Source organism: Faecalibacterium sp. Marseille-P9312 (assembly GCF_902497445.1).
Classification (GTDB): Bacteria; Bacillota; Clostridia; order Oscillospirales; family Ruminococcaceae; genus Faecalibacterium; species Faecalibacterium longum.
Genome location: NZ_CABVEW010000012.1, coordinates 1 through 13,057, shown reverse-complemented (window position 1 = coordinate 13,057; position 13,057 = coordinate 1). Strand labels below are relative to the sequence as shown.

Below are 13,057 nucleotides of genomic sequence, written 5' to 3'. Positions count from 1 at the left end.
CAATTCCTCTCTGCCCATTCATAAAAACCACCACGGCAATTCCAGCCACAGGTTATCCATAGCCTGTTCCTCGGTCTTTTGGGCGCGGCCTTTTGTCAGGTGGAAATATATCGCCGTACCAATCAAAGGATGTTCCTTGCCATCAGTAAAGCCATAGCGGTACAACAGATAGGTCTGCTCTCGCTGGGTCAGCCGTTTCAGACCATCATACAGTTCCCGGCGCGATTCCTGCTCTTCCATAATACTCTGCGGCTGCATGGCGTAGGGGTCGGCTATGGCTTCGATGCGCCGCAGCTGCTCTTCTCCCGGCAGAACATCGTCCAGCGAAACGCGCTGGTAGCAGATACCGTCCTTATCCTCCGTCACCATCCGCTGCTCAAAAGCAGTAAAGGCATCCCGAACCATGTCCATCATAGCGTTATGAATGGCAGGAGCCGCATAGGTCAGGAACTTCATGCCACAGGCTGCATCAAACTTCGACACAGCTTTCCATAAGCCCAGATTGCCCGCCTGTTTCAAATCGTCCGTGTCAAGGTTCAGGCCGGACTGTGCCAGATTCATGCTGCGGAAAAGGTCATTCGCCACCTTGCCGATAAAGGACTTGTTGTTGTCGATCAGGCTGTCCAGCGCGGCGGCATCGCCTTTCTGTGCCAGCGCACAAAGCCGTTCATTCGTCTGCTTCATGGGCGTTTTCCTGCTCTGCGGCAGACTGCAAGATTCCCAGCAGGCCGTTCCGCAGCTGTTCCAGTGCCTCCGGCGTGGCTCCTTCCATGCCCGAAACACTGTCCAACATTGCATCCGTCAACTGCTCTGCCGTAATCGTTGGGTGCTGCACATCCTGCCCTTTGGTCAATTCGGTGAACATTTTCTCTGCCGCTTTCTTGCTCATGGCTTCCTGTTCGGCGTAATGGCTCCCGATGCCCTTTTTGATTTCCTTGATTGCCGCCATGAAGTACATTTCAATATCATCAAGGTCGCCTTGGTACACCGGCTTTCTCCGAAGGCTGATGTCCTTTGCGGCTTTGGCTGCTTCCGGGGTCTTGACCTTTGTGCGCAGCAGGGTGCTCAATGTCGTGAGCATGGCATTCTGTGCTGCGATGCCGGATGCAAAGGTATCATCAAAATACTGCGCTATGCGGTAAGTAAGCTCTGCGAAGCGGGCATTTTCCAGCAGCAGATTGACCACCTCTGTATTGACACGCCCTGTGTAGAGGTTCTTTGCAGCTTCTACGGACAAGCCCAGTTCGGCAATGTCGTAATTTTTGCGGTCGGGGATGTTGGTTTCTCCCAGCAGAAAATCCGTAGACACGTTGAACAGCCTTGCAATCCTCAGCACCTGCTCATGGGTCAGGGTTCCTTTCGCACCGCTGATGAAGCGGCTGATGGTGCTCTTGGAGCAGCCGATCTCCTTGGCAAGCTCTGGTTGGCTGATGTTGTGTTCTTTCATCAAGTCCGCAAGACGGATGTTGGATGGTGCGGGCAGATATTCCTGTGCCATGTGGTCGGCCCTCCTTTTTGAGCTTTTTCCTCATTATAATACGCTCTGCCGTTTTGTTCAATATACGGTTTCCCCTCTGCCCTTGCTGTTGCAAATCTGCAACCAGTAAGGGCTTTTTTCTTTTTCCGTTGCAGTTCTGCCGCTTTTTCGCCTTTCCTGCAAAATTTTCCGTATATTCAGGCAGGAAGCAAAAAACACCAGAGTTCCCACGCTGGGGACTCTGGTGCAACGCATAACACCGCCCTGCCCGGTGGCCGCAGGGTGCGGGGTTTTGTAGGCATCGAACCGCTTGTCCACCCCTGCCCGTAAAAAGTGCATTTTTCACGGAAGAAGTTCGTACAACCTGTACGGTCTGTACTTGTACGCACCTGTACGGCGAATCGAAGCAAATTAAGACGTGTTATCGTTTGTATTTTGGATTTCCGTACGCCGTACGAACCGTACAGGTTATTTGAAGTCCGTACGCAATTTTTTCAGATGCGTACGGAGCAATCAAGTTCGCATTGTGCGAACTTGATTGTAGCTCTCCCGCAGGAGACGTTCCCCCTCGGAGAGCCCACTACACTTTGCAGACCGCAGGGATGAAAGTGTCATAGTGGGTTATTACACTTCCGCAGAAGTGCATCTCCGTTCCCCGTCACCTCTCGATGAACCTTGAAAGGAGGGATGCCCTTTGGCAAGAAACGATGGCGTTGACCGCACCAGTGTCCGAAATCTCGCCGTTTCGGATAAGGCCGTTGGCAACACCCAGCAGCACAATGAGCGTGAAAAGGACAGCTATCGGAACCCCGATATTATCCCCCAGCGCGCTGCATGGAACGTCCACTTCAAAAAGCCAACCGCCAGCTACACTGACCTATTCGCCCAACTGGAAACCGCTGGTACGATTTCCACGCGCGGCCTGAAGCCGGATGCCACCCACTACTGCGAACTTGTCTTTGATGTCAACTCGGCCTATTTTGACAATCACGGTGGCTACGAGTTCGCCAAGCAGTTCTATGAGGATGCCTACAAAGCTGCTGTGCAGATTGTGGGTGGTGAGCAGTATATCCTCTCGGCAGTCATGCACGCGGATGAGATCAACCGCGCCATGACCGAAGCATTAGGTCGGGAGGTCTACCACTACCATCTTCATGTGGTCTATGTGCCTGTGGTGGAAAAGCAAATCCTCTGGTCGAAACGCTGCAAGGACAAGGCACTGGTCGGCACCGTCAAGGAGACTGTCATGCAGGTCAGCCGGAGCAAGAAGTGGGCATCCAAGCCCCTGCTGGACGATGCCGGAAAGCCCGTGCTGCAAAAGAACGGCAAGCCAGTCCTGAAGAAGTCGTACAGCGTCCTGCAAGACGATTTCTTCAACTATATGCGTACTGCCGGGTACACCGATGTGGAGCGCGGCGAGCGTGGCAGCACCGAAGAACACCTGACTGTCACTCAGTTCAAAGTCCAGCGGGAGCAGGAACGGCTGGACACCCTGACCACCCAAGCCGACCAGCAGGCACAATCGCTTGCCAAAACCAGTCAGGCCCTCTCCCAAAAGGAGAAAGAACTTGCCTCCATTCAGAAAAAGACCACGCTCACGAAAGAAGCCCTCATTCATGCGCGTGATCTGGATTATATCGGCAAGCGCACCTTCCTCGGCAACTACTCGCTGACCGAAGAAGAATTTTCCAAGCTGAAAAAGCAAGCCGACCACGGCTATATGATGGACGTGGAGAACCGCCGCTTGAAAGAAGAACTTTCCACCGCCAAGAAGGAGGCCGTTCGTTGGAGCAACAAGTACCACGACCTTTGGTATGATGTGAAGCCTTATCTGGATGCTCTCCACCGTGCGCCCGAACTGGTGCGCGGCTTTCTGGAAAAGATTCTTGCCCCCAAGCAGGAGCGCACCATGAATGTGTCGCAGCGAAACCGCAAGCGTGGGCAGGATATGGAACTTTGATTTTCGGAGGATACCATTTGAACAAAAAGAAGAAGTCGAACAAATCCGGCTACCCGGATGAAGCAATCAAGGCGCTGGCACGTTGCTTTTATCCCTCCATGGTTGAGTTTTTCAACAGCGAGGAAGGCCAGCGTGAATATGAGGAATGGCTGAAAGAGCAGGAAGCTCTACAAGCCTTGCCTGTTGCAGCATAAAAACAGCAGGACGCTCCCAGTAAAGGGAACGCCCTGCCTTATATAGATGTATCTCACCGAGGTGTGTCCAGTTGGGCACACCTCCATTGGTGGATGCGGCAGATCGGGGAGATAAAGGGTGGGCATCGGTATTTCTTTCTGATGTGTCTTGCCATTTATGCCTACAAATGCGGTGTGTCGAAGCAGCAGCTCCGGCAGGACATGAAACAGGCTTTTGATGATCTACAGATGGTGAAGCATGAGAACGCATTGACCGAGGAAGATATACGGAGTGCGCTGGAGGCCTACGACAAGGAGTATTACAATTTCACGATTTCTGATATTGAAGCTCTGACCGATGTTCGTATCGAGAGGAATAGACGGAATGGACGATCACAAAAACTCCACATGCAGTACATGAATATGAATAGACAATTTAAGGTTGGCATCGGGGAATGTACGAATGGTGGACGCCCATCTGGAAGCGGAACGGCGCAGAAAACGGTCTATGAATGGCGGCAGCAACATCCGGGGGGAACGAAAAGCCATTGCAAAAGGGAGACGGGATTGACTTATCCCACCATTCGCAAATGGTGGGACACTATACCGGAGGGGCATATAACGGTCAAAATACGCCCGTCACAGGCTTTGAGCGATTTGTTGGTGGAGAATTTTAAGAAAGGGCTGTAAACGCACCAGAAATGCCCTGTAAGGCGTTTTGGAGGCGGGTAAGGGTTTTATTACCACCCACCAAAAACGAGGCTGGAAAACCGCATAAAATAAGGCTTTTTCAACCCTTAAATGTGCACGCTGCGGTGTTACCATATAGAAAAACGGTGTTCACAGAAAAGATACAAATAATATTTGCAACGCACTTGCAAAACGAATGAATGTTGAGTATAATATAAGTGCAAGCTATGTGATGAGAAAGGAGTGCTATGTATGGCTAAAGGAAATATGACGATTAGAATGGAGCCGGAGCTGAAAGCACAGGCGGCAGCTCTTTTTAAGACTTTGGGAATGGATTTGAGTACGGCAACGGGGATTTTTTATCGCCAGGCACTTAGGTGTCATGGACTTCCCTTTGAGGTCAAGGTTGACGAGCCGAACGCCACTACCTATGCTGCGATGGAAGCGGCAGACAAGGGCGAGGATATGTTTGGCCCGTTTGACAGCGTCTGTGATTTGATGGAGGCACTTAATGCTTAAGCCGGAGTTTACGGGGCAGTTCAAACGAGATTATAAGCTTGCGGTAAAACGGGGCTGCAATCCGAAGAAGCTGGAAGAAGTCATTACGCTGTTATGCAATGAGCAACCATTGCCGGAGGCATACCGAGATCACGCTCTCACTAATTCCAGAAACTATAAGGACATGAGAGAGTGCCACATTGAGCCGGATTGGTTGCTTGTTTACAAGGTTGTCAGAGAGACTTTAATTTTGAAATTGATTAGGACGGGTTCTCATAGCGATTTGTTTTGAGAATCGATCCAAACGAAAGAGTGGTGATGATATATGGCGGGTGTTATAACGGAAATAGCGGCAGAATGTGGCGTGTCAGAACAGGCGGTCAGAGCGTGGTGTCGGCGAAACCATGTTTCGAAAGATGCGAAAGGAAGTTTCGCAATCAGCGAAAGCCAAAAAAACCGCTATATATCAGCATTATTTAGGTGATGGGCGAAACCAAGTTTCGCAACCGGCGAAAGCAAGTTGCGAAACCTCGGAAGATGTGTTGATTTCCATGTTGCAAAGGGAATTAGACCGTAAAAATGAGCAGCTTGAAGTAAAGGATAAGCAGATCGAGGAACTGAACGCAAGACTGGCAGATGTCAGCTCGGCATTGGTGGCGGCGCAACAGACCGCACAGGTAGCTCAGGCACTTCATGCGGGAACACTTCAACAGAGGTTGACTTCTGGTGGGGAAATGCGAGAAGTGGTGGATGATAAACCTCAAAAAAGAGGGTGGTTTAGTCGGTTGTTTTTTGGCGAAGACAGTTAGGAGATATAAAGATGGAGAAAGTGGTTGCATAATGAAAAAAATAGATGCTATGAATTATCTTGTTTTTGATAGAAATTTATTTAATTCATTAAAAGCAGGAGGAATTCAGAGGGTGTATTATTGTTCAAAAGATTTTTCGATTTTTGCTGTAACAGATGGTGATATGCTACAGTATATAAATTGGGCAGATTTTAGTGATGTGTCGCTTGCGAAAAATTCTTTAGCTGAACACCCGTTGACTATTTTATATAGCTTTTGCCCTGCTGAAATTTGTGGTTTGTTTGCAGCAATAACTTTTTTTCGAGATGTAGCGATTACTATTTACGTTAGTAGACCGCAATTGCAAGGTATTATTAGTTATAGTGATTTCTCCCCAGGAGAGATAGCCGATTCGCTGAAAAAAGATTGCGTTATGTTATCTGCTGCTCAGATCGAAGCTATTTCTGATGAGTGGAGTCTAATCATACAAAATCAGAGTAACTTAAGAATTTTTTATAAAAATAAAGTTGTGAATGTTCAAGATGACTATTTTGATACAGATATTAGCTGTGTTCTCCCCCAAAAAGGGAACATAGTGCTGGCAGATATTTTGCCAGATATTCAATTGTCGCTAAGGCGTAAGTACGGTTTTGGGTTAAACCCCAGATATATAGAATGGAGGGTTTCCAATGTTTTGAGTTTGCTTTGAGTTGACTTTCCCTAAAAAATAATCAAAAAAGGAGATTTCAGTATGATAAGAAAAAGACTTGTTTCTCTGTTCTTGGCGGTTGTAATGTTGTGCTCTCTTTCTATGACGGCATTTGCGGCGTCTGATGAAGATGTGGCTATGAGTGCAGAGCAAGGTATTATAGCTTCAGAAACATTTGAGATCCCAGTTTCTTTGAGTTTGGATGAACTTGATGAGATGAAGTCTGAACTTGAAGAATGCGGAATCCCATATACTGTTCAAGGAAATCGAGCTATTGCAACAGTTAATGTGACTACTAATATTCACTATGTTGATGAGTTGTACTTTTCCATTATAGCGCAGTGCCGAACAACCTTGTTACAAAAAATAACAGGATCTATTGTATGGAAGTATAAGACAACAGGGTCTTACTCAAAGACTAAGACTATTTCCGTCAACTATCAGGATGATTTTGGTATCCCTAAGTACACCTTAACCTGTCTTAAATATACAGGAAAAACTTTTGCTTCTGGAACTACGATAAGCGCAGATTTTAACATTGATGTAGATGCTACTGGCGAGATTTCTGGTGGTGTTGTATCGAGAACGGTTACTGGCATTGTTCCGTAAAATTAACATTTAACTTTAGTGAAAGGGGCCAGTTGTAGCATAATAGCAATTGGCCCCTTTCTCCCCGCGGGAGCGCGCAAAGCACTTTCACACTGCCGGGCACAAAAGGGGGCGGCGGTGTGAAAGTGCTTTTGCGTTACTTTCTCACCAGAAAGTAACAAAGAGGTTGTTTTTAGCGGAAGTTTATGATAAAATAGAGAACGGAAGATTAAGCGGAAAGGGGGCGATTTTATGGGAGTTACGATTTCGGGCATGACAGGTGCGGGAAGCATCCGGCACAACAACCGTAGCTTCTCTGCGGCGAATGTAGACCAGAGCCGAACGGAGCAGAATATCACTTTTTGCAACGAGGATCTGAAGCAGGTCTACCACATGGTTTTTGATGAAGCTCTCACAGCCTACAACGCAAAGAAAACCAAAACGAGAGATAAGATACCGGACTACTATGAGCATATCCGGCAGAGCAAACAGGAAAAGCTGTTCCATGAAGCGATCTTCCAGATCGGCAACATGAGCGACTGTGGGTGCGGTACGCCGGATGGAGAACGGGCTGCGGCAGCTCTGAAAGATTTTGCGGATTCCTTTGCAGAACGCAACCCCCATCTGCGGGTGTTCAATATGGTGCTGCACATGGACGAGGCAACGCCCCATCTCCATGTCGATTTTATCCCTGTGGCAACGGAGCAGTCCAGAGGACTTGCGACCAGGGTATCCATGAAACAGGCGTTGAAGCAGCAGGGGTTTGTTGGTGTCGGCAGAAAGCAGACTGAATGGGCGGCGTGGATGGAGCGAGAGAAAGAAGCTCTGACGGAGATTGCCCAGCGGCACGATTTTGAAATTATCTCTCTCGGCACGAACAGACCACACATGGACTTACCGCAGTTCAAGGAAGCGGCGGCGAGACTGGAAGCGGTGCAGCAGCAGACAGCGGCAGTTGAGCAGGAAGTTGCCGAGCTGGAACGGCAACGAGACGCTCTGAAAGGCACTGTACGGCTCTTAAAGGAGGCAGACAGGGTAAATGTATCCATGAAGGATATTCAGCCAGAAAAGACGCTCACAGGGGCAGTAAAGGGCGTGACGGTGGATCAAGTCGAGCAATTAAAGAAAATGGCGCTGCGCAGCGTGACGGATCGGCAAAAGGTAAAAGAGTTGACAGCGGAAAACACCCGTCTGCGGTCGCAAGTGCCGTCCATGCAAAAGCGGCTGGAAGAAGCACAGCGGCAGCAGCGGCTTGAACAGGAAAACCGTAGGCTGCGGGACGAGAATTATTATCTGCAATCTGAGCTGCATGAGGAACGCGGCTTCACCGAGCGTCTGACGGACGGTATCGGTCGGATGCTAGACTTTCTGGAAGAACACTTTATTTTTTTGTCCTTAATCTTCTAACCTATGGCTCCCGGCCACATTCTTCAAATATTCCTCCGGGTCACCGTTCAGAATCAAATCTGCATAGCCCAGCGGATCATTGTAGATGAGGTAGTCCAGTTCCGTCTGCTGTGCCATAGTCACGTCCAGCGCATCCTCGACCCCGGTGCCGTCAATGGAAATTTTTCTCCCATCCCGGAGTAGCAGTTCCACGCACCCGGTATCCATGTTGAAATGGCAAGCCCTTGCATCGTACTTCATAATCATACCCTCCAAATCTTGTTAGTGGCTTACGGTCTATGACAAGGTATCGGAGTTTTGCGTCGTCCACGGGAGCCTTCATTTTCAAACCCGAAGAAAACGAAAAATCCGAACCCTTCTCCAATCGGAAACAGGTTCGGATTTTTCTTGTTTGGTGGGCGCGGGTGGATTCGAACCACCGAAGCTGAAAAGCAGCAGATTTACAGTCTGTCCCCATTGGCCACTCGGGAACACGCCCATATTCTTTTCGTGTCCGTTGCCGGACGACTTGCTTAGTTTATCATAGGTTTCTGGATTTGTCAACCTCTTTTTTCATTTCTTTTTCTTTTATCGCAATTTTCAAAAATAGTGCCGGTCAAAACGGCATCTTTGCGATATGCAGTTTGCGGATGTTGCTTGTGCATTAAAAACGCAAACTGCTATAATGTATAAAAAGCCCGGGAGGGTATGCGCCGCATTGAACGCCGCCTGCACGTCGCCCTCGGCCATCGCCTGTTCCAGCGCACGAAAGCTGGTGTCGTCGATAAACCTGCCCAGCAGGCGCTTTATCATTGCCTCATCGTAAAAACGGCTCAGGACATTGTTATAGTCTCCGTTCATCTGGCTGTAACATTCCTTAACTGTCATTCTTTTCCTTTCCTTCAATCGCCCGAAAAAGCCATAGACACAAAAAAAAGACTGCAATAGCCACCCCCTCGCGGGGAAAACTATTGCAGCCGAACTACCTTCTGCTTGCAGGAAATAAAGCAGAAAGCTCCTGGCTTTGCGTCCCTGACTCACATCAGGTTTGCCAACAACGATTCTGTTTTCAGAGTCCATTTCGGAAGCACAATGTTCCATTGGACCAGCCTCTGTTTTTATAGTATAGCACCGACATTTTTTAATGTCAACTCGTTTCGCGTTTTGTCAATACAATGATCGATATTTTCATGCACGCTTCACAAAAGCCCCCTCTTAAAAGTCATACTCATTCGTCAAATTTTGCAGAATTATGAATTTTTTGTATTTTTTCGGTGGACAAGCATCCGGCGGGAGTGCTACAATAGTCTTTGTTCTTTCCCGGCCGCTTGCGGGCGGCGGGAGTTTCACACACAAACAGGAGGAACTTTCATGTTCGAAAAAATCTTTCACCTGAAAGAAAACCACACCGACGTCAAGACCGAGGTCATGGCAGGCATCACCACCTTCATGACGATGGCCTACATCCTTGCGGTCAACCCCAGCATCCTTTCCGCTTCCGGCATGGATGCAAATGCCGTCCTGATCGCCACCTCTCTGGCATCCTTCGTCGGCACTGCCCTGATGGCTCTGCTGGCCAACTACCCCTTCGCGCTGGCTCCCGGCATGGGCCTGAACGCCTACTTTGCCTATACCGTCGTCCTCACGATGGGCTACAGCTGGCAGCTGGCCCTGATGGCCGTCTTTGTCGAGGGCATCATCTTCATCGTGCTGAGCCTGACCAACGTCCGTGAGGGCATCTTCAACGCCATCCCCATGACCCTCAAGAGCGCAGTCAGCGTGGGCATCGGCCTGTTCGTTGCCTTTGTCGGCCTGCAGAACGCAAAGCTCATCGTCAACAGCGACTCCACCCTCGTCACCTACCAGCACTTCAAGGGCGAGACCTTCTCCTCTGTGGGCGTGGGCGCCATCCTCGCACTGCTGGGCGTGGCCATCACCGCCATCCTGCTGGTGAAGAAGGTCAAGGGCGGCATCCTCTACGGCATCCTCATCACCTGGGTGCTGGGCATCGTCTGCGAGCTGACCGGCATCTATGTGCCGAACCCCGACGCCGGTATGTACTCCGTCATCCCCACCAGCTTCGTCAGCTTCGACTTCTCCGCTCTGGGCAAGACCTTTGGTCAGGTGTTCAAGACCGATTTCTCCGGCGTGGGCATCCTGAACTTCTTCGCCGTCATGTTCTCTTTCCTCTTCGTTGACCTGTTCGACACCCTTGGCACCCTCATCGGTGTTGCTTCCAAGGCCGATATGCTGGACGAGGAGGGCAAGCTTCCCCGCATCAAGGGCGCTCTGATGGCCGACTCCATCGCCACCTGCGCCGGCGCTGTGCTGGGTACTTCCACCACCACCACCTTCGTCGAGAGCGCTTCCGGCGTCACCGAGGGCGGCCGCACCGGCCTGACCTCCATGACCACCGGTATCCTCTTCCTGCTGGCCGTGGTATTCAGCCCCCTGTTCCTGACCATTCCTTCCTTTGCAACGGCTCCGGCCCTCATCATCGTGGGCTTCTACATGATGGGTTCTGCCATCAAGATCGACTTTTCCGACCCCAGCGAGGGCATTCCCGCCTTCCTGACCATCCTGGCTATGCCCACTGCCTACAGCATCTCTGAGGGCATCGCCATCGGCGTCATCTCCTGGACCATCGTCAATGTGGTCACCGGCAAGGCCAAGGAGAAGAAGATCAGCCCCCTCATGTATGTGCTGACCGTTCTCTTCATCCTGAAGTACGTCCTGCTGTAAAAAATCACTGCAAAGCAAAGGCCCTTCGCCGTCTGGCGAAGGGCCTTTTTCGTTGTACTCTGTCGAAATATATGATATACTCAGCTTGTGCTTACGGTTTCTTCTCCGTCCGCTTAATACGGAAGGAGGTGTAAGTATGGACGGGATTACCGCGTTTATCGTCGCAGTCCTCGCAGGAATCACAGACCATTGTGTTTGTAAGCTGCTCGACTACATGGTAGAGTTCTCTCGCAAGAAGCCCAAGCACTAAAAGCAGAAGCCCTTCGGTATCACTACTACCGGAGGGCTTCTCTCTTTTGCTTGTAAGTATGAATGGATTTTACTTACCGCGTTCTCGCAAGTTCAGTATACGTCATTCCCTGCACATTGTCAAGCAGCCGCCTACTTTTTATGATGCAGATGCACCTCGGGGATGGCCGCATTGTCGTAGTGGATGCTCTCCTTTTCGGGCGTTTCTTCCGTGTGGTGCTTCACCTTGCCGGTGTGGTATTCCGCATCTTAGCCGCCGAACAGCCCGAAAAAGCTGGTGTGGGTGAAGCCCAGCACCAGAAACAGGACGATGAGGGCGAACAGCACCCCGATGATGATGTCCATCTGGTGGACCGTCAGCGGGAATTTATCGTAGAGCTTCTCTTTCGGGTTGACGAAATCGGGGTCATTGTTGTTGAGGAGCGTTTTGCGGCCCTTCGGAGCCTCTGCACGGGCTGCTTCGAACTTGGCCTGCTCCTGTTCCAGCTGAGCTTCACGAGCTGCCAGAGCAGCTTCCCGCCGGGCCAGCTCCGCCTCGCGGGCGGTTTGTTCTTTTTCGGTCATAGTGTTTCTCCTGTTTTTAGATGAAGTTTTCCTTTTCGGGAAGGCTCTCCCTTTGGGAGAGCTGGCGCGTGAGCGCCTGAGAGGGCAAGCTCGGTGCGACAGAGCCTCCCTACAGCGATACACTGGCTCCTTGTCAAAAACCATGTTATCGCCATGCTTATGTTTCTCTGGCAGCATCCTTGCCCTCTCAGTCTCACTTCGTTCGCCAGCTCCCCCAAAGGGGGAGCCTCTGGCGTGTCGGTCAGGCTTCCACTGGACGAGCAAAGCACGATGTCTCGGAAACGGTAGTGCTCCGCTGTCTGGATTCACAGCAGATCGACAAAATAGATTTGTCCAGAAGTATCTGCCCTCTGTGGCAAGGCCCTCCCTTTTGCGTCCTATCAGACCTTCAGCGGTCAGCTCAAAGTTTCCCGGCTTGCCAATGGCTCTCCCTCTGGGAGAGCTGTCTGCGAAGCAGACTGAGAGGGCTGCTCTTATTATAACAAAGTGGGCCGCCCACTGCAACGAGTGGACGGCCCGATAGGCGCTCTCTTGGGGAAATTACTTCTTTGCGAGGTACTTGCGAATATCGATCGCAACAGCCACGATGATGACAAGGCCCTGCACGATGTAAGTGTAAGAAGAGTTGACGTTCATGAACTGCAGAGCGACCTTCATCAGCTCAAAGACCAGCACGCCGACGAGGATGCCGGGGACAGTACCGACACCGCCGGTGGTGGAGACGCCGCCGATGGTAGAAGCTGCGATAGCGTCCAGCTCATAGCCCATTGCAGTGTTGACGGATGCGCCGCCGGACTTTGCAGCCAGCAGGCAGCCTGCCAGACCGAACATGCAGGAGGCCAGGATGTAGATGCGGATCTTGGTGGCGTAAACATTGACACCGGCCACCTCAGCAGCAGCCTCGTTGCCGCCGATGGCGTACATATACTTGCCGTGACGGGTCTTGTTGTACAGGAACCAGAAGCAGCAGGCCACGAAGAGGGCGATGATGATCAGCACAGGAACACCGAAGAGGGTGTTGGAGGCCAGAGAGGTGAAGTCCTTGTTCAGAGAGCCGATGGGGGTACCGCCGGTGTAGACCAGGCAGATACCGTAGACCACCTGCTGCATACCCAGGGTAGCGATGAAGGGCTGGACCTTCAGGTAGCTGACCACGAGGCCGTTGCACAGACCCACGATGGCGCAGATGGCGATGACGAGGATGAAGACCACGGGGGTGGGCAGGGTGGGCAT

The 13,057-nt window shown here is 50.8% G+C and carries 16 protein-coding genes, 1 tRNA gene and 1 riboswitch; of the genes, 10 read left to right on the top strand and 7 right to left on the bottom strand.

The genetic code is table 11. The features are described from left to right. Positions 1-18: 18 nt before the first annotated feature. Complete coding sequence (locus F3G95_RS09770) at positions 19-684, bottom strand: sigma-70 family RNA polymerase sigma factor (RefSeq protein ID WP_149794782.1); 666 nt, start codon at positions 682-684, stop codon at positions 19-21. After that, positions 668-1,498, bottom strand: coding sequence for a helix-turn-helix transcriptional regulator (locus tag F3G95_RS09765; RefSeq protein ID WP_149794781.1), 831 nt, complete (start codon positions 1,496-1,498; stop codon positions 668-670). The genes F3G95_RS09770 and F3G95_RS09765 overlap by 17 nt, the downstream gene beginning before the upstream one ends. A 673-nt stretch (positions 1,499-2,171) precedes the next feature. Here F3G95_RS09765 and F3G95_RS09755 point away from each other — a divergent pair. The 9 genes from F3G95_RS09755 to F3G95_RS09715 all read left to right on the top strand — a co-directional run bounded on the left by F3G95_RS09755 (position 2,172) and on the right by F3G95_RS09715 (position 8,290). Continuing rightward, positions 2,172-3,437 (top strand): plasmid recombination protein, encoded by a 1,266-nt coding sequence (locus F3G95_RS09755; RefSeq protein ID WP_149794779.1) that lies wholly within the window; start codon positions 2,172-2,174, stop codon positions 3,435-3,437. A 17-nt stretch (positions 3,438-3,454) separates the two neighbouring features. Beyond that, positions 3,455-3,631, top strand: coding sequence for a hypothetical protein (locus F3G95_RS09750; RefSeq protein ID WP_236131602.1), 177 nt, complete (start codon positions 3,455-3,457; stop codon positions 3,629-3,631). Positions 3,632-3,724: 93 nt separating this feature from the next. Further along, positions 3,725-4,300 (top strand): hypothetical protein, encoded by a 576-nt coding sequence (locus F3G95_RS09745; RefSeq protein WP_120081585.1) that lies wholly within the window; start codon positions 3,725-3,727, stop codon positions 4,298-4,300. A 252-nt stretch (positions 4,301-4,552) separates the two neighbouring features. After that, complete coding sequence (locus tag F3G95_RS09740; RefSeq protein ID WP_120081586.1) at positions 4,553-4,819, top strand: type II toxin-antitoxin system RelB/DinJ family antitoxin; 267 nt, start codon at positions 4,553-4,555, stop codon at positions 4,817-4,819. Beyond that, positions 4,812-5,090, top strand: coding sequence for a type II toxin-antitoxin system YafQ family toxin (locus F3G95_RS09735; protein WP_015517764.1), 279 nt, complete (start codon positions 4,812-4,814; stop codon positions 5,088-5,090). Before F3G95_RS09740 ends, F3G95_RS09735 begins: the two co-directional genes overlap by 8 nt. 112 nt (positions 5,091-5,202) lie before the next feature. After that, the gene (locus F3G95_RS09730) at positions 5,203-5,607 is read left to right on the top strand and encodes a hypothetical protein (protein ID WP_243130344.1); all 405 of its coding nucleotides are present in this window, start codon (positions 5,203-5,205) and stop codon (positions 5,605-5,607) included. Then, a complete protein-coding gene (locus F3G95_RS09725) occupies positions 5,549-6,295 on the top strand; it encodes a DUF3658 domain-containing protein (protein ID WP_149794777.1) in 747 nt (248 codons plus the stop codon). The genes F3G95_RS09730 and F3G95_RS09725 overlap by 59 nt, the downstream gene beginning before the upstream one ends. A gap of 42 nt (positions 6,296-6,337) precedes the next feature. After that, complete coding sequence (locus tag F3G95_RS09720; protein ID WP_120081589.1) at positions 6,338-6,904, top strand: hypothetical protein; 567 nt, start codon at positions 6,338-6,340, stop codon at positions 6,902-6,904. Positions 6,905-7,135: 231 nt separating this feature from the next. Continuing rightward, positions 7,136-8,290, top strand: a complete 1,155-nt coding sequence (locus F3G95_RS09715; protein ID WP_243130343.1) for a plasmid recombination protein — start codon at positions 7,136-7,138, stop codon at positions 8,288-8,290. Here the strand turns inward: F3G95_RS09715 and F3G95_RS09710 are convergent. The 3 genes from F3G95_RS09710 to F3G95_RS09700 all read right to left on the bottom strand — a co-directional run bounded on the left by F3G95_RS09710 (position 8,279) and on the right by F3G95_RS09700 (position 9,157). Continuing rightward, positions 8,279-8,530, bottom strand: coding sequence for a DUF6061 family protein (locus F3G95_RS09710; protein WP_149794776.1), 252 nt, complete (start codon positions 8,528-8,530; stop codon positions 8,279-8,281). The two genes, F3G95_RS09715 and F3G95_RS09710, sit on opposite strands and share 12 nt — an antisense overlap. 152 nt (positions 8,531-8,682) lie before the next feature. Continuing rightward, positions 8,683-8,768, bottom strand: a tRNA-Tyr gene (locus F3G95_RS09705). Positions 8,769-8,869: 101 nt separating this feature from the next. Beyond that, positions 8,870-9,157: an Hpt domain-containing protein gene (locus F3G95_RS09700; RefSeq protein ID WP_149794775.1), complete on the bottom strand. Its 288-nt coding sequence runs from the start codon at positions 9,155-9,157 to the stop codon at positions 8,870-8,872. An 81-nt stretch (positions 9,158-9,238) separates the two neighbouring features. Next, positions 9,239-9,332: riboswitch (cyclic di-GMP riboswitch) on the bottom strand. A gap of 308 nt (positions 9,333-9,640) precedes the next feature. Here F3G95_RS09700 and F3G95_RS09695 point away from each other — a divergent pair. Next, positions 9,641-11,011, top strand: coding sequence for an NCS2 family permease (locus F3G95_RS09695; protein WP_149794774.1), 1,371 nt, complete (start codon positions 9,641-9,643; stop codon positions 11,009-11,011). A 498-nt stretch (positions 11,012-11,509) separates the two neighbouring features. Here the strand turns inward: F3G95_RS09695 and F3G95_RS09690 are convergent, their stop codons facing one another. Both F3G95_RS09690 and F3G95_RS09685 read right to left on the bottom strand, forming a co-directional pair. Then, entirely contained in the window at positions 11,510-11,824 is a 315-nt protein-coding gene (locus F3G95_RS09690) for a hypothetical protein (RefSeq protein ID WP_149794773.1), read from the bottom strand. A 540-nt stretch (positions 11,825-12,364) separates the two neighbouring features. Next, the coding region (locus F3G95_RS09685) for a beta-methylgalactoside transporter (protein ID WP_149794772.1) at positions 12,365-13,057 on the bottom strand (693 nt) is incomplete at its 5' end.